The sequence below is a fragment of the Sphingomonas citri genome (genome assembly GCF_019429485.1).
Lineage (GTDB): Bacteria > Pseudomonadota > Alphaproteobacteria > Sphingomonadales > Sphingomonadaceae > Sphingomonas > Sphingomonas citri.
This window is the reverse complement of the sequence record NZ_JAHXZN010000001.1, coordinates 1,153,770-1,171,740: the sequence shown is the minus strand read 5'-3', so window position 1 is coordinate 1,171,740 and position 17,971 is coordinate 1,153,770. Positions and strand designations below refer to the sequence as shown.

Annotated in this window: 16 protein-coding genes and 2 riboswitches; of the genes, 10 read left to right on the top strand and 6 right to left on the bottom strand. The window is 70.5% G+C overall.

Annotated features, from left to right (window positions below; all coding sequences use genetic code 11):
* Window positions 1-64 precede the first annotated feature (64 nt).
* From KZ820_RS05535 to rimP, 3 genes are read right to left on the bottom strand one after another with little or no spacing between them, the layout of a single operon-like run.
* Entirely contained in the window at window positions 65-313 is a 249-nt protein-coding gene (locus KZ820_RS05535) for a tautomerase family protein (RefSeq protein ID WP_219747582.1), read from the bottom strand.
* Window positions 313-1,974, bottom strand: a complete 1,662-nt coding sequence (nusA, locus tag KZ820_RS05530) for a transcription termination factor NusA (RefSeq protein ID WP_219747581.1) — start codon at window positions 1,972-1,974, stop codon at window positions 313-315. Before nusA ends, KZ820_RS05535 begins: the two co-directional genes overlap by 1 nt.
* Complete coding sequence (rimP, locus tag KZ820_RS05525) at window positions 1,974-2,558, bottom strand: ribosome maturation protein RimP (RefSeq protein WP_219747580.1); 585 nt, start codon at window positions 2,556-2,558, stop codon at window positions 1,974-1,976. The genes nusA and rimP overlap by 1 nt, the downstream gene beginning before the upstream one ends.
* Before the next feature lie 279 nt (window positions 2,559-2,837).
* On the opposite strand from rimP, the gene KZ820_RS05520 reads away from it, so the two are divergent.
* Window positions 2,838-3,953: a PQQ-dependent sugar dehydrogenase gene (locus KZ820_RS05520; protein ID WP_219747579.1), complete on the top strand. Its 1,116-nt coding sequence runs from the start codon at window positions 2,838-2,840 to the stop codon at window positions 3,951-3,953.
* A gap of 88 nt (window positions 3,954-4,041) precedes the next feature.
* Window positions 4,042-5,244 (top strand): MFS transporter, encoded by a 1,203-nt coding sequence (locus KZ820_RS05515; RefSeq protein WP_219747578.1) that lies wholly within the window; start codon window positions 4,042-4,044, stop codon window positions 5,242-5,244.
* A 157-nt stretch (window positions 5,245-5,401) separates the two neighbouring features.
* On the opposite strand, the gene KZ820_RS05510 is transcribed toward KZ820_RS05515, so the two are convergent.
* Window positions 5,402-5,665, bottom strand: coding sequence for a hypothetical protein (locus tag KZ820_RS05510; RefSeq protein ID WP_183921195.1), 264 nt, complete (start codon window positions 5,663-5,665; stop codon window positions 5,402-5,404).
* Between the two features lie 143 nt (window positions 5,666-5,808).
* Window positions 5,809-5,911: riboswitch (glycine riboswitch) on the top strand.
* Window positions 5,912-6,023: riboswitch (glycine riboswitch) on the top strand. It abuts the riboswitch before it with no gap.
* A gap of 52 nt (window positions 6,024-6,075) precedes the next feature.
* On the opposite strand from KZ820_RS05510, the gene gcvT reads away from it, so the two are divergent.
* From gcvT to KZ820_RS05485, 5 genes are all read left to right on the top strand, one after another.
* Window positions 6,076-7,236 carry a glycine cleavage system aminomethyltransferase GcvT gene (gene gcvT, locus KZ820_RS05505; protein WP_219747577.1) on the top strand — a complete coding sequence of 387 codons (1,161 nt, stop codon included), beginning with the start codon at window positions 6,076-6,078 and terminating at the stop codon, window positions 7,234-7,236.
* A 1-nt stretch (window position 7,237) separates the two neighbouring features.
* Window positions 7,238-7,609 (top strand): glycine cleavage system protein GcvH, encoded by a 372-nt coding sequence (gcvH, locus tag KZ820_RS05500; RefSeq protein ID WP_219747576.1) that lies wholly within the window; start codon window positions 7,238-7,240, stop codon window positions 7,607-7,609.
* A 66-nt stretch (window positions 7,610-7,675) separates the two neighbouring features.
* The gene (gene gcvPA, locus KZ820_RS05495) at window positions 7,676-9,034 is read left to right on the top strand and encodes an aminomethyl-transferring glycine dehydrogenase subunit GcvPA (protein ID WP_219748121.1); all 1,359 of its coding nucleotides are present in this window, start codon (window positions 7,676-7,678) and stop codon (window positions 9,032-9,034) included.
* Window positions 9,031-10,605: an aminomethyl-transferring glycine dehydrogenase subunit GcvPB gene (gene gcvPB / locus KZ820_RS05490; protein WP_219747575.1), complete on the top strand. Its 1,575-nt coding sequence runs from the start codon at window positions 9,031-9,033 to the stop codon at window positions 10,603-10,605. The genes gcvPA and gcvPB overlap by 4 nt, the downstream gene beginning before the upstream one ends.
* A gap of 146 nt (window positions 10,606-10,751) precedes the next feature.
* On the top strand, window positions 10,752-12,635 hold the full coding sequence (locus tag KZ820_RS05485; protein WP_219747574.1) for a methyl-accepting chemotaxis protein: 1,884 nt from the start codon (window positions 10,752-10,754) through the stop codon (window positions 12,633-12,635).
* Between the two features lie 43 nt (window positions 12,636-12,678).
* On the opposite strand, the gene KZ820_RS05480 is transcribed toward KZ820_RS05485, so the two are convergent.
* Window positions 12,679-13,584 (bottom strand): DMT family transporter, encoded by a 906-nt coding sequence (locus tag KZ820_RS05480; protein WP_308462131.1) that lies wholly within the window; start codon window positions 13,582-13,584, stop codon window positions 12,679-12,681.
* A gap of 130 nt (window positions 13,585-13,714) precedes the next feature.
* Here KZ820_RS05480 and uraH point away from each other — a divergent pair, with 130 nt between their 5' ends.
* The 3 genes from uraH to KZ820_RS05465 all read left to right on the top strand — a co-directional run bounded on the left by uraH (window position 13,715) and on the right by KZ820_RS05465 (window position 17,090).
* Entirely contained in the window at window positions 13,715-14,131 is a 417-nt protein-coding gene (gene uraH / locus KZ820_RS05475; protein WP_308462130.1) for a hydroxyisourate hydrolase, read from the top strand.
* Between the two features lie 53 nt (window positions 14,132-14,184).
* Window positions 14,185-15,717, top strand: a complete 1,533-nt coding sequence (locus tag KZ820_RS05470) for an aminoacyl--tRNA ligase-related protein (RefSeq protein WP_219747572.1) — start codon at window positions 14,185-14,187, stop codon at window positions 15,715-15,717.
* Window positions 15,718-16,076: 359 nt separating this feature from the next.
* On the top strand, window positions 16,077-17,090 hold the full coding sequence (locus KZ820_RS05465) for a zinc-binding alcohol dehydrogenase family protein (RefSeq protein WP_308462129.1): 1,014 nt from the start codon (window positions 16,077-16,079) through the stop codon (window positions 17,088-17,090).
* A gap of 7 nt (window positions 17,091-17,097) precedes the next feature.
* On the opposite strand, the gene KZ820_RS05460 is transcribed toward KZ820_RS05465, so the two are convergent.
* Complete coding sequence (locus KZ820_RS05460) at window positions 17,098-17,916, bottom strand: DUF4336 domain-containing protein (RefSeq protein WP_219747571.1); 819 nt, start codon at window positions 17,914-17,916, stop codon at window positions 17,098-17,100.
* Window positions 17,917-17,971 lie beyond the last annotated feature (55 nt).

Genomic DNA, 17,971 nt, shown 5'->3' with positions numbered 1-17,971 from the left:
GCTCGCCGCGCCACAACAGGTGACGCGGGCAAGGGCATGACGCTGCGCGAGGACGCCTAAAGTGTCATTGCCCGGGTGCCGCATGCGCGTCTCCCTGGCTGGAAGACGCGGCACCCGCCGCGCCCGCGTCGCGGTCGGCGAGCAATTGCCCACCCGCGCCGTAATTCTCGGTCGACACTTCCTCGATCACGACCTGCACCGCGGCCGGGTTCTTGCCCAGCCGCGTCACCAGCGAGGTCGTGACGTCGGCCACGATCCCCGCCTTCTGCTCGCGCGTCGCGCTGCCCGCCAATCGGATCGAGACGAACGGCATCAGGCCTGCGTCTCCTGCTCTTCACTCGCGTCGCCGGCGCTCTCCGCCTCGGCCGACTCGTCCGCCGCGCCGCCCTCGTCCTCGAACCAGTGCGCGCGCGCGGCCATGATGATCTCATTGCCCTGCTCGTCGCTCAGCCCGTACTCGCCGAGCACGCCGCCGTTGCCGCGGCCGTCGTTGCGCGAGTCGCGGCGCGGCGCGTCGTCGTTGCGGCGGCGCGGCTCGGCGCGCTTCTTCTCGACCAGCTCGTCGGTGGCAAGGTCCGCCAGATCGTCGAGCGTCTTGATCCCAGCCTTGCCGAGCGTGACCAGCATCGCCTCGGTCAGATACGGCAGCTCGGCCAAAGCGTCCTCGACGCCCAGCGCCTGGCGCTCCTCGCGCGCGGCCTGCTCGCGGCGGTCGAGCGCCTCCTGCGCGCGGCTCTGCAGCTCCTGCGCGAGATCCTCGTCGAAGCCCTCGATCCCGGCGAGCTCGTCGAGCTCGACATAGGCGACCTCTTCCAGCGCGCCGAAGCCCTCGGCCACCAGCAGCTGCGCCAGCGTCTCGTCGACGTCGAGCTCGTTCTGGAACAGCTCGGAGTTCTTCACGAACTCCTGCTGGCGCTTCTCGCTGGCGTCGGTCTCGGTGAGGATGTCGATCGCCTTGGCGGTGAGCTGCGACGCCAGCCGCACGTTCTGGCCGCGACGGCCGATCGCGAGGCTCAGCTGGTCGTCGGGGACGACCACCTCGATGCGGTCCTCTTCCTCGTCGATCACCACGCGCGCGACGTTGGCGGGCTGGAGCGCGTTGACGACGAAGGTCGCGGTGTCGGGCGACCAAGGGATGATGTCGATCTTCTCGCCCTGCATCTCCTGCACCACCGCCTGGACGCGACTGCCCTTCATGCCGACGCAGGCGCCGACCGGGTCGATGCTGGAATCGTGCGAGATCACGCCGATCTTGGCGCGGCTGCCCGGGTCGCGCGCGGCCGCCTTGATCTCGATGATGCCGTCGTAGATCTCGGGCACTTCCTGCGCGAACAGCTTCTTCATGAAGTCGGGGTGCGCGCGGCTGAGGAAGATCTGCGGCCCGCGATTCTCGCGCACCACCTTCAGGATCAGCGAGCGGATGCGGTCGTTGACGCGCACCACCTCGCGCGGGATCTGCGCGTCGCGGCGGATCACGCCCTCGGCGCGGCCGAGGTCGACGACGATGTGACCGAACTCGACGCGCTTGACGACGCCGGTGATGATCTCGCCGGCGCGGTCCTTGAACTCCTCATATTGGCGCTCGCGCTCGGCGTCGCGCACCTTCTGGAAGATCGTCTGCTTGGCGGCCTGCGCCTGGATGCGGCCGAACTCGATCGGCGGCAGCGGGTCGACCAGATAATCGCCGACGCTCGCGCCCGGCTGGAGCTTCTGCGCGCCGGCGACATCGACCTGCTTGTAGATGTCGTCGACCAGCTCGACCACCTCGACGACGCGCCACAGCCGCAGATCGCCGTTGTTGGGATCGAGCTTGGCGCGGATGTCCATTTCCTGGCCGTAGCGAGTCCGCGCGGCGCGCTGGATCGCGTCTTCCATCGCCTCGATGACGATTGCCTTGTCGATCATCTTCTCCGACGCGACCGAGTTGGCGATCGCGATCAGCTCGGCACGGTTGGCGGTGACCCCGGTGGCCATCAGTTCGATTCCTCTTCTTCCACGGTGTCCGCGTCGGCGGACAAATCTTCTATCTCTTCGTCAGCGCCCTCCATCGAGAGCGGCACGGTCGCGGCGATCAGCCGGTCGGTGAGCACCAGCTTGGCGTCGGCGATCAGCGCGAACGGCACGCGCGCCAGCTCATGCGTTCGCGAATGGCGGATCGCGATCTGGCCGTCGACGTCGATGCCTTCCAGATCGCCCTTGAACTGCTTCTGCCCGTCGACCGGCTCGGTGAGCACGATGCGAGCCTCATGGCCGGCCCAGTCGGTGAAATCCTGGCAGCGCGTCAGCGGCCGATCGATCCCGGGCGACGACACCTCGAGCCGATAGGCGCCCTCGATCGGGTCGCGACCCTCGACCTCGAACTGGTCGAGCATGTCGGACAGCCGACGCGACAGTTCGGCGCAGTCGTCGATGGTGAGCTGGCGCGTGTCGGGGCGCTCGGCCATCACCTGGAGCGTGCGCTCGTCCCCCTTGCCGAACAGCCGCACGCGCACCAGCGCGAAGCCGAGCGCCTGCGCCTCGGGTTCGATCAGTCGGTAGAGGGAGTCGTTGTCGCTCAAGTGCACCTGCCGGACATGCGTTGGTTGCCGCCGCGGAGCTAACCCCGCAGCCCCTTGCACCTCGCGATGTAAGAGAAAGCACGGCGGATATAGCGGCGTCCCCGCGCGGTCGCAAGCGGCTGGGAGGTTGACGGACAAAATCGCGCGCGCCGACAGCGGCCGCGGCGATCGTGTAACTAAATGTGGCCATGTCGCTCCGGGCTTTCAGCGGGAGCGCGCGTCCGGCTAGGCAGGGTCAAGGCCGGGCGACGCTGCTCCCCGGCGCAGGGGAGACATGCCATGATCAGCCGCCGCATCGCCACGACACTCGCCGCCGCGCTGCTGACCTATGCCGTGCCGACCCTCGCCCAGACGACGCCACCCTTCACGATCACGCCGGTGGCCGATTTCGACTCACCCTGGGCGATGACCTTCCTGCCCGATGGCCGCATGCTGGTCACCGAGAAGGCCGGGCAGCTGCTGCTGGTCGCCGCCGACGGCGCGACGCGGCGCACGATCGCGACGCTGCCGGTCAGCGCGGCGGGGCAGGGCGGGCTGATGGACGTGGTACTCGCCCCCGATTTCGCGCGCAGCCGCCGCGTGTATCTGAGCTACTCGGCCGCCGGACAAAGCGGCAAGGGCGTGGTGCTCGCGCGCGGCACGCTAGCGGGGGCGGCGGGGGCGGAGCAGCTGACCGATGTCGAGACGCTCTACCGCGCCACCCCGCTGGTGGAGGGTGACGGCCATTTCTCGGGCCGGATCGCTTTCTCCCCCGACGGCAAGCATCTGTTCTTCACCGCGGGCGAGCGGCAGAAGTTCACCCCCGCGCAGGACAAGCAGGCGGCGCTCGGCAAGGTGCTGCGGCTCACCCCCGACGGCCGGCCCGCGCCCGGCAACCCGCTCGCGCCGCAGGGCTTCCTCCCGGAGGTGTGGAGCTATGGGCACCGCAACCTGCTCGGCCTCGCGTTCGATCGCGCGGGCCGTCTCTGGGAGCAGGAGATGGGCCCCAAGGGCGGGGACGAGGTCAACCTGATCCTGCCGGGGCGCAACTACGGATGGCCGAACGCCTCCAACGGCACGCACTATGACGGCCGTGACATTCCCGACCATCGCGCCGGCGACGGCTACGAGGCGCCTAAGGTGTGGTGGAACCCGTCGATCTCGCCGGGCGGGCTGATGATCTACTCGGGCGCCTTGTTTCCGCAGTGGCGCGGCGATGCCTTCATCGGGGGACTCTCGTCCAAGTCGCTGCTGCGCGTCCACCTCGACGGCACCTCGGCGCGCAAGGGCGACCAGTGGGACATGGGCGCGCGCATCCGCGAGGTGGAGCAGGGGCCGGACGGGGCGATCTGGGTGCTGGAGGACGGCGGCGAGAAGGGGCAGGGACGATTGCTGAAGCTGACGCCGCCGGCGTGAGCGTCGTCGTGCCGGCGCGCTGAACCCTTGACGCTGCACTGCACAATCGCCAGCTGAGCCGGCACAGCATCGCAACCGGGGATATATCATGGCGACCGCCGTCGCCGACGTGCGCCACGCGCCCGTCGGGCTGATCCATCTGTCGCTCGCAGTCGGCGGGTTCGCGATCGGCACGACCGAGTTCGCGACGATGAGCCTGCTGCCCGACATGGCGAGGAGCCTGCACGTCGACGCACCCACCGCGGGCCATGTCATCAGCGCCTATGCACTGGGCGTGGTGGTCGGCGCCCCGACACTGGCGGTGCTCGGCGCGCGGATGGCGCGTCGCACGCTGCTGATCGCGCTGATGACCCTGTTCGCGCTGGGCAACGCCCTGTCGGCGATCGCGCCGAGCTATCCCACGATGATGCTGGCGCGCTTCCTCGCCGGTCTGCCGCACGGCACCTATTTCGGCATCGCCATGCTGGTCGCCGCGTCGCTGGTCGACCAGGGCAAGCGCACCCAGGCGGTGGCGCGGGTGATGCTGGGGCTGACCGTCGCGACGATCATCGGCGTGCCGCTGGCGAACTTCATGGGGCAGCTGATCGGCTGGCGCTCCTGCTTCGTCGTCGTCGCCGGGCTCGCCGGGCTGACCGCGGCATTGGTCGCGGCCTTCGCCCCGCGCGACCGCGGCGATCCCGCGGCGAGCCCGCTGCGCGAGCTGGGCGCGCTGCGCCGTGCCCAGGTGTGGCTGACGCTCGGCATCGGCGCGATCGGCTTCGGCGGGTTGTTCGCAGTCTATACCTATCTCGCCGACACGATGGCGGCGGTGACTCAGGTGGGGCCGCGCATGGTGCCATTCGCGCTGATGACCTTCGGTGTGGGCATGACCCTGGGCAACATCGTGGTGCCGCGCTTCGCCGATCGCGCGCTGCTGCCGACCGCGGCGGCCGTGCTGGTGTGGGCGCTCGTCGCGCTGCTGTTGTGGCCGCTGGCGGCGCCGCAGCTCTGGTCGGTGCTGGTGGCGATGTTCGCGATCGGGGTGAGCGGCGCGTTGGGCAGCGTGCTGCAGACCCGGCTGATGGACGTGGCGGGCGACGCGCAGGCGCTGGCGGCGGCGCTCAACCACTCCGCCTTCAATACCGCCAACGCGCTGGGGCCGTGGCTCGGCGGAATGGTGATCGCGGCGGGCTATGGCTGGACCTCAACGGGCTATGTCGGGGCAGCGCTGGCGGTGTGTGGGCTGGCGGTGCTGGGCGTGTCGGCGGCGGTGGAGCGATCGTCCGCCAGAAGAACACTCGCCCGCGCTTGATGGCGAGCGGCGACGGATCACCTCCGCTGTCGCACCTGGCAATTAAGCGCCGGGTATGACGGCTTGGCGTTGGTGAGCGCCTGTCGGTCGGTCGGCGTCTCGGCCCAGCTCGATACGATGGCGATCGGACGGCTGACGTTCGCGTAAGCTTCCGTTCTCACATCACGATACCCGGCTTCGCCTCGGCTATCGCGGCGAGCACCATCCGCTCCCACACGGCGACGTCGCCGGCCGCCGCCATCGCCGGGCTCGGCGCGCGCAGCGTGTGGAGCACCGCGATCGCGTCGTCGCGATAGTCCTTCCATGTCGCCTCGACCTGCGCGGAGGCCGACTCGGATTGGCCGTGGCCGTTGGCACTGAGATGCTGGCCGGCGAGGACGCGCGCGATGCGATCGACGGCGGGCGAGGTGGCGGTGTCCATGCGAGTTGCTCCTTCTCCTGTGGTGCAAACGTCTTAGCACGAGCGCGGCTCCGATGCGCGGCGGCCATCGCGCGCCGCGAACGCGATTGACTCGGGCCGTGCTTGCCGTAGAGCGGCGACACGTCGATGCCGGGCGACCGGCATGGGCAGGCGCGGGAGAGCGCGGCGGGCCTTGCAGGCCCGGAGCCGCCGCCGAAGGAGCAACCACCCCGGAATCTCTCAGGCAGCAGGGACCGCGCCGGCCTGCATCGACACTCTGGAAAGCGGCGGCGCGTGCCTCGGGCAGGCGCCTCCCACCGAAGGGGTAACCCGCGCGTGCGCGGGGAAAGCTCTCAGGTCCCGTGACAGAGGGGGAAACGGATCAGGCCGGGCGACCGGCGCGATTCACCCTCGCACGTACGGACATGATGATGAGCGACTCCGTTCCCCCATCGACCGACCTCCCGATCGACGACGAGCTCGAGCCGATCGAGATCCTGACGCTGCCGCTCGACGCCTGGCACCGCGAGCGCGGCGCACGCATGGTGGAGTTCGCCGGCTATCACATGCCCGTCCAGTATGAGGGCATCATGGCCGAGCATCTGTGGACGCGCGAGCATGCCGGGCTGTTCGACGTCAGCCACATGGGCCAGCTCGGCATCACCGGGCCGAACGTCGCCGCCGCGCTCGAGGCGCTGATGCCCGCCGCGATCAGCGACGCGCCGCTCAACAAGGCGCGCTACTCGCTGCTGCTCGACGACCAGGGCGGCGTGCTCGACGACCTGATGCTGACGCCGCAGGGCGAGGACCGCGTCTACATGGTCGTCAACGGCGCGACCAAGTACGACGACGTCGCGCATATGATCGAGCGGCTGCCCGACGAGATCACGCTCAACCTGATGGAGGAGCATGCGCTGCTCGCGGTGCAGGGGCCGGAGGCGGTCGCCGCGGTGGCGCGGCTGATCCCCGGCGTCGACGCGCTGGTGTTCATGCAGGCGGGTGCGTTCGACTGGCAGGGGCACGCGCTGTGGATCAGCCGCTCGGGCTATACCGGCGAGGACGGCGTCGAGATCTCGGTCCCCGCGGAGGCGGCGGTGGCGCTGGCCGACGCGCTGGTGGCGCAGCCCGAGATCAAGCCGATCGGCCTCGGCGCGCGCGACTCGCTGCGGCTGGAGGCGGGGCTGCCGCTCTACGGCCACGACCTCGACCCCACCACCACGCCGGTGATGGCCGACCTCGGCTTCGCGCTCGCCAAGCGCCGCCGCGAGGCCGCCGACTTCCCCGGCGCCGCGCGCGTGCTCGCCGAGCGCGAGGCCGGGCCGGCGCTGCGCCGCGTCGGGCTGCTCGTCGAGGGGCGCCAGCCGGTGCGCGAGGGCGCGACCGTGGTCGACGAGGGCGGCGCCACCGTCGGCCGCGTCACCAGCGGCGGCTTCGCGCCGAGCGTCGGCGCGCCGATCGCGATGGCCTATGTTCCCGCGGCACTCGCCGCGCCGGGTTCCACAGTCACGCTGTCGCAGCGCGGCAAGCCGCACCAGGCGACCGTCACCGCGATGCCGTTCGTTCCCCACCGTTACTTCCGAGGAGTGAAGTGAGATGAGCCGCTATTTCACCGAGGACCACGAGTGGATCGAGGTCGAGGGCCAGACCGGCACGGTCGGCATCAGCGACTATGCGCAGGGCCAGCTCGGCGACATCGTCTTCGTCGAGGCGCCGGACTTGGGTCGCAGCCTGAGCAAGGGCGACGAGGCCGCGGTGGTCGAGAGCGTCAAGGCCGCGTCGGACGTCTATGCGCCGGTGTCGGGCACGGTGACCGAGGGCAATCCCGCGCTCGCCGACGAGCCGTCGCTGGTCAACTCGGACCCGGAGGGCGAGGGCTGGTTCTTCAAGCTGACGCTCAGCGACCCGAGCGAGCTCGAGGCGCTGATGGACGAGACCGCCTACGCCGCCTTCGTCGCCAAATTGTGATGTGACGCCCCTCCCGCGCGGGAGGGGCGGAACCCCTCCCTGAGGGGAGGCGGGAGAGACCAGATGATGCGCTACCTTCCCCTCACCCCGACCGACCGCAGCGAGATGCTCGCGGTGATCGGTGCTTCCTCGATCGACGACCTGTTCGTCGACGTGCCCGAGTCCGCGCGGCTCGACGGCCCCGTGCGCGACCTGCCGCTCCACGCCAGCGAGCTTGCGGTCGAGCGCCACATGACCGCGCTGGCGCGCAGGAACACCGTCGCGGGCGAGGTGCCCTTCTTCCTCGGCGCCGGCGCCTACCGCCACCACGTGCCCGCCTCGGTCGATCATCTGATCCAGCGCGGCGAGTTCCTCACCGCCTACACGCCCTATCAGCCCGAGATCGCCCAGGGCACGCTGCAGATGCTGTTCGAGTTCCAGACGCAGGTCGCGCGTCTGCTCGGGACCGACGTGGCCAATGCCAGCATGTATGACGGGTCGACCGCCTGCTGGGAGGCGATCGGCATGGCGCGGCGGATCACGCGGCGCGGCAAGGCGCTGCTCTCGTCCGGGCTGCACCCGCACTACGTCTCGGTCGCCAAGACGATGGCGCGTTACACCGGCGACCTGCTCGAGACCGGCGCGCCCGCGCTGACCGCGCAGACCGACGTCGATCAGCTGATCGCTTCGATCGACGCCGACACGTCGTGCGTGGTGGTGCAATATCCCGACATCCTCGGCCGCGTCGCCGACCTGACGCCGCTCGCCGAGGCGTGCCAGGCGAACAAGGCGCTGCTGATCGCGGTGGTGACCGAGCCGGTCGCGCTGGGGGCGCTGCGCGCGCCGGGCGAGATGGGCGCAGACATCGTCGTCGGCGAGGGGCAGTCGCTCGGCGTCGGGCTCCAGTTCGGCGGGCCGTATGTCGGGCTGTTCGGCTGCAAGGACAAGTACGTCCGCCAGATGCCGGGGCGGCTGTGCGGCGAGACCGTCGACGCCGACGGGCGCCGCGGCTTCGTGCTGACGCTCTCGACGCGCGAGCAGCATATCCGCCGCGAGAAGGCGACCAGCAACATCTGCACCAACTCGGGGCTGTGTGCGTTGGCTTTCTCGATTCACATGACTTTGCTGGGCGAGGCGGGGCTGCGCCGGCTCGCCGGGATCAACCACGCGATGGCGTGCCGCGCCGCCGACCGGCTCGCGCAGGTGCCCGGCGTGCGCGTGATCAACCAGGCCTTCTTCAACGAGTTCACGCTCGACCTTGGGCAGGAGGCGCGGCCGGTGGTGCGCACGCTGGCGGAGCGCGGCGTGCTCGCGGGCGTGTCGCTCGGGCGGCTCTACCCGGGCGAGGCGGCGCTGGCGAACGGGCTGGTGGTGGCGGTGACCGAGACGGTGACCGACGAAGATATCGAGGCGCTGGCGACGGCGCTGACGGAGGTGCTGGCATGACGATCAACCAGAGCGGCTGGAAGCCGACCGCGCCCGCGGGCCGCGGCGACGCGGCGGGCGCGACCTTCACCGGCAACAAGGCGCTGATGCTGGAAGAGCCGCTGATCTTCGAGATCGGCGACGACCAGACGACGGGCGTCGATTTCGCCGCGGGTGACGTGGCGGGCTCGCGGCTGGGTGGCCTGACGCGCAAGGACCCGATCGGGCTGCCCGGCCTGTCCGAGCCCGAGACGGTGCGCCACTACACCCGGCTGAGCCGGCAGAATTACGCGATCGACCTCGGCCTGTTCCCGCTCGGCTCGTGCACGATGAAGCACAACCCGCGGCTCAACGAGAAGATGGCGCGGCTGCCGGGCTTCGCCGACGTCCACCCGCTTCAGCCGATCGATACGGTGCAGGGCGCGCTGGCGGTGATCCACCAGCTCGCGCACTGGCTGGTCACGCTCACCGGCATGCACTCGGTGGCGATGAGCCCCAAGGCGGGCGCGCACGGCGAGCTGTGCGGCATCCTCGCGATCAAGGCGGCGCTGGCGAAGCGCGGCGAGGGGCATCGCAAGGTGATCCTCGTCCCCGAATCGGCGCACGGCACCAACCCCGCCACCGCGGCCTTCGCGGGCTTCAGCGTGGAGGACATCCCCGCCACCGCCGAGGGTCGCGTCGACACCGCGGCGCTCACGGCGCGGTTGGGACCGGACGTGGCGGGGGTGATGATCACCAACCCCAATACCTGCGGCCTGTTCGAGCGCGACCTCAAGGCGATCTCGGACGCGGTCCATGAAGCGGGCGGCTACGTCTATTGCGACGGCGCCAATTTCAACGCGATCGTCGGCCGCGTCCGCCCGGGCGACCTCGGCGTCGACGCGATGCACATCAACCTGCACAAGACCTTCTCCACGCCGCACGGCGGCGGCGGGCCGGGCTCGGGGCCGGTGGTGTTCTCCGAGGCGCTGACCCCGTTCGCGCCGCTGCCCTTTGTCGAGCGCGACGGCGACCAGTTCCGCCTCGTCGAGGAGGAGAATGCCGAGGAGCATCACGCCGACAGCTTCGGCCGCATGGTCGCCTTCCACGGCCAGATGGGGATGTTCACGCGCGCGCTGACCTACATCCTCAGCCACGGCGCCGACGGGCTGCGCCAGGTGGCCGAGGACGCGGTGCTCAACGCCAATTACGTGCTGCGCCGGCTGGAGGACACGCTCGACGCGCCGTTCGCCGGCTCGGGTCCATGCATGCACGAGGCGATCTTCTCCGACCGCGGGCTGGCGCCGGGCTTCTCCACGATCGACATCGCCAAGGCGCTGATCGACGAGGGCTATCACCCGATGACCATGTATTTCCCGCTGGTCGTCCACGGCGCCATGCTGGTGGAGCCGACCGAGACCGAGAGCAAGGCGGCGCTCGACCAGTTCATCGGCGCGCTGCGCTCGGTCGCGGAGCGCGCCAAGGCGGGCGACGCCGCGCTCAAGACCGCGCCGCATTTCGCCCCGCGCGCGCGGCTCGACGAGACGCTGGCGGCGCGCAAGCCGGTGCTGGTGTGGAGGCCGAAGGTGGTCGAGGCGCAGGCGGCGGAGTAGAACGCCACTCCGTCGGACGCGCGCGCGGCAACCACCCCGTCCAGCCGGACGCGCTCCCGCGCACGCGGCGTCGCTCTGCGGTGAATGGCTTGTTAAGTATTGCAGGCTAGTCCGGCACGCGATGAGGTGACCGGGGGGGCGGAGCGTTGGCTGGATCATGGCTGCTGCGCGATCGCCCGCTCTCGTTCGAGGCGCAGATCGTCCTCAGCTATGCCGTCGCGGCTTGCCTCCTCATCGCCGCGTTGTGCAGCTTCGGGATGCTTCAAGCGCGCGAGCAGGATCGGGCGCAGACCGCCGCCACGACCCGTGCGATCGAACAGGCGCTCGGCGCGAAGGCGGTGGCGTTCCGCAGCTGGCTCAGGGGCTATGCGCTGTGGGATGACCTGTATCGCCACGGCACGCTCGACACCGACGCGGACTGGCTCGACGCCAACCTGGGCTCCGGCGTGTGGGAGACCTTCACCGTCCCGATGAGCGGTGTTTTCATCCTCGACGGTGAACAGCGGCAGCATTTCGCTTACTGGTCGAGGGGGCGTCTTCCCGCGCTGCAAGACGTCAAGGGCGTCGACCTGAAGCGCGAGATCGCGCGGGCCGACGCGAGCGAGCTGCCGCTGGTGTCTCGAGTCGAGCTCGGCGGCGATCCGTATTTCTTCGGTGTGGCGCGGATCAGGCCCACCACCGCCGCACTGGAGCAGCCCTCCGCGGGCGGCCGCTATCTTATCCTGTTTCAGCCGATCGCGGGCGGCGTGATCGCGGAGATCGGCGCCGCGATGAGCGTCGAGGAACTGCACTGGGTCCGGAGCCCGGCAGCGACGGTAACGCCGCAGATCGACGTGCTCCGCCGATCGGGCGCGCGCGGCCGGCTGACGTGGCGCGCGGCAAGACCGGGGCGCGCGATGCTCCGTGCGGCGGTCGCGCCGACGCTGCTGCTCGTCGCGACGACGCTGGTGATCGGCGCGGTGCAATATGGTCGTGCGCGCCACCTTGCCCGGCTGCTGCGTGCCCAACAGCGCGTCGCCGCGGAGGAGGCGGAGAAGAGCCGGGGCGCGGCCGAGGCAGCAGACAAGGCTCGGGCCGCGGCCGAGACGCTGATCCAGCGGCTGGGCGAGGAGCAACGTGCGGTCGCGCGTCTATCGGACGAGCGTGATCGCGAACAACGGCTGCACAAGCGCGAGGTGGAGGAGCAGTCGTCGCGCACGCTGACCCTGTTCGAAAGTGAGTTCAGCTCGGTGCTGAGCCCGATCGTGGCGATCGCCGACGCGCTCGATTGCCAGGCGTCGGCGCTCGAGCGTGAGGCGGTCGCGGGCGATCGCGCCGCGGCGATCGCGTCGCAGCGCGCGCGCTCCACCGCGGAGGTGGTCGGTCGCGTCGTCGCCGACAGCGCCGAGCTGGAGATCGCCACGCACAGCCTGGAGGCGGACATCCATCGCGCCGCCGAGGTGACGCAGCGCGCGCAGCAGGTCGGCACCGAACTGGTGGCGCGTCTCCAGCAGCTCGCCGACCGGGCCACCGGCGTGGAGGACGTGATCGCATCGGTGGCGGAGATCGCGGCTCGCATCAATCTGCTCGCGCTCAACGCCCGGATCGAGGCGAGCCGGGCGGGCGTCGCCGGGCTCGGCTTCGCGGTGCTGGCCGATGAGGTCAAGCAGCTGGCGGAGTCGACCGCGCGACAGGTCGCGCAGATCGCGGGCGTGCTGCGCGAGATCAAGGGGCAGGGCGACATCGCCGCGATGGGCGCCGAGACGATCGGCGAGATGATGAGCGCCTCTGCCGCCGCCACCAGCTCGTCGCACCGCGCGCTCGACGCGCAAGTCGCGATCGTGCGCGCGATCAGCCGGATCGCCTCGGCCGCCGAGGCCGAGGTGACCGATGCCGATGCCGCGATCGAGGATCTCTTGCGGCTGGTCGGATCGTCCGAGACCATGGCGCGCTCGGTCAACGTGGCGGCGCATGAGCTCAGCGGCCGCGCGGAGACGCTGCGGCAGAGCGCGCTGCTCTTCACCGGCCGGCTGCGGCAGGGCGCGGGATAACGATTGGTCTCGTCGGAGTCGTGGGCGCGTGAACCGCGGCGTCTCACCCGATCCCCTGCGCCATCGTCTGTCGCGTCTCCTCGCGGCGGCGGACGTGCTCGCGCCAGACGATGTACAGCCCCGCCGCGACGATGACCGGCGCACCGACCCAGGTCGCTTGGTCAGGAAGATGATCGAACACCAGCCAGCCGAGCAACGTCGCCCAGAGCAGCGAGGTATAATCCATCGGCACCACCGCCGAGACCGGACCGAAGCTCAGCGAACTCGTCATCGCCACCTGCGCCGCGCCGCCGAACAGCCCGCACGTCACGAGAACGAGCCAGAGCCACGGCGTATGCGGCTGCGCCCAGATCGCGTAGGCGATGCCGAGCGGCACCAGCGAGAGCGTCGAGAACCAGAAGACGGTGGTGAGCGGCTTCTCGGTACGACCGATCGTGCGCAGCAGGATCGTCACCACCGCGGTCAGCACCGCCGCGAGCAGGCCGCTCAGCGCGCCGTGGAGCGGGATCTCATGGCCGCCCGGCTGCGCCACGATGACGACGCCGGTGAAGCCTACGGCCACCGCCGCCCAGCGGCGCCATCCGGTCGGCTCCTTCAGCACCAGCGCGCCGAGCACCGTCGCGAAGATCGGCATCGAGAAGCCGATCGTCGTCGCTTCGGCGAGCGGCAGCACGGTCAGCGTGTAGAAGGTGAAGGCCATCGAGATCAGCCCCACGGTCGCGCGCGCGAGATGCGCCCCGAAACGCCGCGTCGGCAGCGTCGCGAAACCCGGCCCCGCGCCGACCACGACGGTGACGAGCAGCGCCGCACCGCACTGTCGCCAGAAGAGGATTTCCGCGAGATGCGCGCCGCCCGCCTCGGCGAGCTTGATGCAGGTGTTCATCAGAGCGAACAGCGCCACGGAGGTGAGCCGCAGCGCGACGGCGAACAGGATGCGATCGGATTGCACGGGGGGCGCCATAGCGGCTTTCGGCGCGCGATGGTGACGTAAGTGCGACGCCCGTGTCGGAGGAGTCATGGGGAACGAAGCGCCGTCTCGTGAGCTACGCGTAAGTTGGTCCACTTCAGGCAGGTCACTCATGCTCCCGATGCGTCTGAGCGGATTACTGGCCGTGATCGTCGCGGCGGGGCTCGCCGACACGACAACGTCGGCGCGCGCTGCCGAGGTGTCGACCCATGTGCTCGATCTGGCGCGCGGGACGGGCGGAAGGGGCGTGCCGGTGAGCCTCGAACGTCGGTCGGCGACCGGTCGCTGGGAGCGCGTCGGCGAGGCGAGCACCGACGCGGACGGGCGCGTGCGACGCATCGGCGATCTCGCGACGATCGCGGTCGGCGTCTATCGGCTCACGTTCGACATGACGCGCTATCCCGACGCCGCGGCCAAGCCGTTCTTCCCCGAGATCACGCTCACGTTCAGCGTGACGGACGCCGCCGCCCACTATCACGTGCCGGTCGCCGTTAGTCCCTACGGCTACTCGACGTATCGCGGCAGCTGAGCTTCGCGTCGCGACGGTTTACGCATGCCTGGCTTCGCGTGTACGGGCGCGCGATGATCAAGCACGCTCTCCCCGTCACCCGCGAGGCCGATTTCGCCGCCTGGTACCAGTCCGTCATCGCCGAGGCCGACATGGCCGAGGAGTCCGGCGTGCGCGGCTGCATGGTGATCCGGCCATGGGGCTACGGCATCTGGGAGCGGATCCAGCGCCTGCTCGATGATCGCATCAAGGCGACCGGGCACGAGAATTGCTATTTCCCCGTCTTCATCCCGCTCTCCTATTTCGAGCAGGAGGCCGCGCACGTCGAGGGCTTCGCCAAGGAGATGGCGGTGGTCACCCATCATCGCCTGATCGCCGACGGCAAAGGCGGGCTGGTGCCCGATCCGGAGGCGAAGCTGGAGGAGCCGCTGGTCGTCCGGCCGACCTCGGAGACGGTGATCGGCCACGCCTTCGCGCGTTGGGTGCAGTCGTGGCGCGACCTGCCGGTGCTGATCAACCAATGGGCCAACGTGGTCCGCTGGGAGATGCGCACGCGCATGTTCCTGCGCACCGCCGAGTTCCTGTGGCAGGAGGGGCATACCGCGCACGCCTCGGCCGAGGAGGCACGCGCGGAGACGCTGCGGATGCTCGAGGTGTATCGCGACTTCGCCGAGAGCGACCTCGCGCTGCCGGTGGTCGCCGGCGAGAAGCCCGAGAACGAGCGCTTCCCCGGCGCGGTCGCGACCTATTCGATCGAGGCGATGATGCAGGACGGCAAGGCGCTCCAGGCGGGCACCTCGCATTTCCTCGGCACCAACTTCGCCAGCGCGCAGAACATCCGCTTTCAGAACAACGCGGGCGAGCTGGAGCTGGCCCACACGACCAGCTGGGGCGTGTCCACGCGGACGATCGGCGCGCTGATCATGGTCCACGGCGACGACGACGGGATGCGCGTGCCGCCGCGCGTCGCGCCGTGGCAGGTGGTGATCGTGCCGATGCTGCGCGACACGCCCGAGGACGAGGCGCTGGTGACCTATTGCCGCGAGCTGCAGCAGGCGCTGGCGCGGCAGAGCGCGCTGGGCGAGCCGCTGCGCGCCTTGCTCGATCTCAAGCCGGTGAAGTCGACCACCAAGCGCTGGGGCTGGGTCAAGAAGGGCGCGCCGCTGGTGATCGAGGTGGGCGGGCGCGACATGGCGGCCGGCAACGTCTCGCTGATCCGTCGCGACCGGCTGTACCGCGCCGACGGCAAGCTCGACAGCGTGGCGATGCCGCGCGACGCGCTCGCGGCCGAGGCGCCCGCGTTGCTCGAGGCGGTCCAGCAGGCGCTATACGACGAGGCCGCCGCGCGGCTGCGCACGGGGATCACTCCGGCGAGCGACTGGGCCGCGGTGGCGGCGCATTTCGCGCCCGAGGCGCGCAACCCGGGCTGGCTCGAGGTGCAATGGGCGCGCCCCACGGGGGTGGCGCTCGACGCGGTGGTGGAGAAGCTCAAGGCGCTCAAGCTGACGCTGCGCAACGCACCGATCGATCAGGCACCGGCGGACGGCACCTGCGTCTTCACCGATGCGCCCGCGGTGGAACGCGTGCTGGTCGGCCGGGCCTATTGAGCGCGGCGGCGCCGGCGCCGCTTAGAACAGCCCGTCCTCTTCCTCCGACTCCGCGGTGAGCAGCTCCAGGCCGGGCAGCAGGAAGCCGGCATGGACGTCGCGCTCGGTCGCCGTCGTCTTGTTCGCGGCGCACACCTGAGCATCGCGACGATAGCATGCGGGTTCCAGCGGCACTGCTGACGAGCCCCGCGCTCGGATCGATCGTTGATGGGCTGGTGGGGCCGCGACGTCTCTGTCTTCCTGCGAGCGGCCGTCGTGGACCTGCCCGGCACAGCCGTTCGCCGTCCGAATGTGATTGCACAAGCGTTAGTCGTATTTCATAGGTGCAAGGCTCATCGCCCGGAAGGACGCCCCGCGCCGTGCTGACGATCATCTGCGAACGACCGCTGGCGCTGCGCGTCGCCGAGCGCGAGCCGCCGAGGCGCGCGAGCGACGCGTTGCTGGTGCGGATCCGGCGCGTCGGCCTGTGCGGCACCGATTACCACATCTATGCCGGCAACCAGCCGTTCCTCAGCTATCCCCGCGTGATGGGGCATGAGCTGGCCGGCGAGGTGGTCGAGGCGCCACTGGGCTCCGCCTTCCGTCCGGGCCAAGCGGTGACGATCAATCCGTACCTCGCCTGCGGGCATTGCGTCGCCTGTCGCGCCGGCAAGCCCAATTGCTGCGCTCGTATCGCGGTGCTCGGCGTCCACACCGACGGCGGCATGGCCGAGCTGATCGCAGTGCCCGAGAGCGCCGCGATCGACGCCACCGGGCTCACGCCGGAGCAGGCGGCGATGGTCGAGTTCCTCGCGATCGGCGCGCATGCCGCGGCGCGCGCGCGCCTGCGAGCGGGTAGCCGCGTGCTGGTGAAGGGGGCGGGACCGATCGGCCTCGCCACCGCTCTGTTCGCGCGGCTGGACGGCGCCGCAGTGACGCTGTGCGACTCGCGCCAGCCGCGGCTGGACCGCGCCGCGCGCGACTTCGGCTTCGACTCGCTGGTGCTCGCCGACGATATGGCGCAGGCGCGCTTCGCGGCGATGACCGGTGGCGACTTCTTCGAGACGGTGTTCGACGCCACGGGCAATCTCGCCGCGATGTGCGATGGGCTCCACCAGGTCGCGCACGGGGGCTCCTACGTGCTGGTGAGCGTGGTCAAAGGTGACCTGGTCTTCGCCGATCCCGAGTTTCACAAGCGCGAGACGACGCTGATCGCCAGCCGCAACGCGCTCGCCGCCGATTTCGCGCGCGTCATCGCCGCGATCCGCGACGGCACGATCGCCACCGACGCGCTCCACAGCCACAGCGTCGGGGCGGCGGACCTGCCGCGACGATTGCCCGAGCTGATCGACGCGGCCGACTCCGTGCTGAAGGCGATCGTCCGCTTCGACTGAGCGATGCTCACACCCAGGCGAACGCACCCTTGAGGCGGCCCGCGCCGCCGCTCGCGAAGGGTGCGCCGTGCGCCATCACCACGCGCTCGGGCGCCAGCGCTACCATCGCTCGGATCGCCGCGCGCATCGGCTCGCCGCCGAGCCGCAGCGCCGCGCGCAGGTAGAGTGGCGTGGTACCCGCGGTGCCGCGGGTCGCGCGAGCGACGAGCGCGGTGATCGCGGGCAGCCGCTCCGGTTCGAGGTTCTGCACCAGATCGGTGAGGATCAGCGTGCGCGTGGCGCGGTGCAGGAACCAGGTCTCGCGGAAGCCGGCACCACCTTCGATCACGCCCTGGTCGATCGCGCCCGCCCAGGCGGGCGGCGCCTCCTCGCTTAGTATCGAGTCGATCCGCAAGCCGGCGCGACGCACCTGCGCCCGCTCGGCGAGACCGGGTGCGGCCCACAAGGTCGCGCGCGGGAAGGCGCGCTGCCAGCGCGGCAGATAGGTCCAATGCGCTACGTTGGGCGCGACCAGATGCTGGACCGGCCCGAGCGCTTCCAGCGCCGCGGCCAGCGCCGGCGTGTAAGGCGTGGGCGAGTGGAGCAGCAGTGCGCCATCGTCGAGCCGGACCACCGTCATGCGCACCGGTAGCGTCAGACCGCCGGCGTGGATCGGCCCGCTATCGACCAGCCAGATATCGTCCGCGAGCGGCTTGGGCACGTCGAGCGGCGGATAGGTGGCCGGCGAAGCGGCACGCCGGCTGGCGTAGAGATAGCCGGCGAGTGCGCCCGCGACGGCGACCGCGGCGAGCGTAGGGGCGGCGACAGGGTAAGAGCGTCGTGTCATGACGGAGACAACGTCGCGCGCGCCGCGCCGTGCCGCGTCTCGCCGCAGCCGCGGC

Coding starts and splice junctions, on each gene's coding strand:
- KZ820_RS05535 (WP_219747582.1), bottom strand. CDS start 313: ATGCCGTTCGTCTCGATCCGATTGGCGGGCAGCGCGACGCGCGAGCAG.
- nusA (WP_219747581.1), bottom strand. CDS start 1,974: ATGGCCACCGGGGTCACCGCCAACCGTGCCGAGCTGATCGCGATCGCC.
- KZ820_RS05520 (WP_219747579.1), top strand. CDS start 2,838: ATGATCAGCCGCCGCATCGCCACGACACTCGCCGCCGCGCTGCTGACC.
- KZ820_RS05515 (WP_219747578.1), top strand. CDS start 4,042: ATGGCGACCGCCGTCGCCGACGTGCGCCACGCGCCCGTCGGGCTGATC.
- KZ820_RS05510 (WP_183921195.1), bottom strand. CDS start 5,665: ATGGACACCGCCACCTCGCCCGCCGTCGATCGCATCGCGCGCGTCCTC.
- gcvT (WP_219747577.1), top strand. CDS start 6,076: ATGAGCGACTCCGTTCCCCCATCGACCGACCTCCCGATCGACGACGAG.
- gcvH (WP_219747576.1), top strand. CDS start 7,238: ATGAGCCGCTATTTCACCGAGGACCACGAGTGGATCGAGGTCGAGGGC.
- gcvPA (WP_219748121.1), top strand. CDS start 7,676: ATGCGCTACCTTCCCCTCACCCCGACCGACCGCAGCGAGATGCTCGCG.
- gcvPB (WP_219747575.1), top strand. CDS start 9,031: ATGACGATCAACCAGAGCGGCTGGAAGCCGACCGCGCCCGCGGGCCGC.
- uraH (WP_308462130.1), top strand. CDS start 13,715: ATGCTCCCGATGCGTCTGAGCGGATTACTGGCCGTGATCGTCGCGGCG.
- KZ820_RS05470 (WP_219747572.1), top strand. CDS start 14,185: ATGATCAAGCACGCTCTCCCCGTCACCCGCGAGGCCGATTTCGCCGCC.
- KZ820_RS05460 (WP_219747571.1), bottom strand. CDS start 17,916: ATGACACGACGCTCTTACCCTGTCGCCGCCCCTACGCTCGCCGCGGTC.